A 1,108-nucleotide genomic window follows, 5' to 3' on the forward strand; every position below is an offset into this window, starting at 1 on the left:
CTTAAGCCGTAGCGGTGGAGATGTCGGCGCAGTAGGCGCGCAGCTTGGGCATGACTTCGGTGGCCAGCAGTCGCATCGAACCCTTGTGCAGCTGGGGGTTGTCCCAGTCCTTCTGCGTGGCCAGCAGCGTGCCGAATGGGCCGCCGACGTAGTCGACGAATGCCACGAGCTTGTCGAGCACCGTCTTCGGCGAGCCCGAGATGACCATCCAGTCCAGACAGTTCTTCGCCGTCACTTCTGCGTCGGGAATGCTCGCGTCCGGCTTGAGGATGCCGAGCATGTTGAACACGGCCATGTCCTCGATGATGTAGTCGTAGTACCAGGAGTAGCTGTTCGGGCCGGCCAGATAGTCCGCAGCCTGCTGGTCCGTCTCGGTCACCAGGATGGAGCGCGCCACGCGCCACTGGGAGCGGTCCAGCGGCTTGCCTGCGAGTTCGCAGCCAAGCGCGTACTGCTCCCAGTGCGACTTCGCATGCACGGGCGGGATAAAGTTGGCCGACACGATACCCCAGCCCTTCATCGCCGCGTGCTTGGCGCTGCTCGAGTTCGGGCTCATCGTCGAGATGGCCAGCGGCGGATGCGGCTGCTGGTAGGGCTTGAGCATGGGACCGAAGCCGATGCCGGGGATGACGTTCTTCTCGATGACCACGTCCCAGTACTTGCCCTTGATGTTGTACGGGGCGTTCGTGGACCAGATTTTGTGGATGATCTCGACCGAGTCGGTGACCATCTCGGCGCGGTTCTTCTCGCTCGTCTGGAACAGCTCCATGTCCGAGACCAGGCCGCCGGGGCCCACACCCATGATGAAGCGGCCTTCGCTGAGGTGGTCGAACTGTGCGACGTCGCCGGCGACGGCGGCCGGATGATGCTGCGGCAGATTGATAACGCCGGTGGCGAACTTGATGTCCCTGGTCGCGTGAACGAGCGAGGCGAAGAACTGCAGCGGGTTGGCAATCGGCTCAGCGCTGCACGAATAGTGTTCGCCGACCCAGGCTTCTGCGTAGCCGAGCTTGTCGGCCATGATGATTGCGTCGCGGTCCTGCTTGAGCAGCTCCGTGTAATTCCGCTTCGGGTCGTGAAGCGGCATCATGAAAAGTCCGAGTTTCAT

Annotated in this window: 1 protein-coding gene; it reads right to left on the reverse strand. The window is 62.5% G+C overall.

Annotation, left to right across the window (positions count from 1 at the left end; all coding sequences use genetic code 11):
* Position 1: 1 nt before the first annotated feature.
* On the reverse strand, positions 2-1,108 hold a 1,107-nt coding region (locus tag AB3X96_RS42440), incomplete at its 5' end, for an LLM class flavin-dependent oxidoreductase (protein WP_368594404.1).

Source organism: Paraburkholderia sp. BR13439 (genome assembly GCF_040948805.1).
In the GTDB taxonomy this organism is placed as follows: Bacteria; Pseudomonadota; Gammaproteobacteria; order Burkholderiales; family Burkholderiaceae; genus Paraburkholderia; species Paraburkholderia youngii.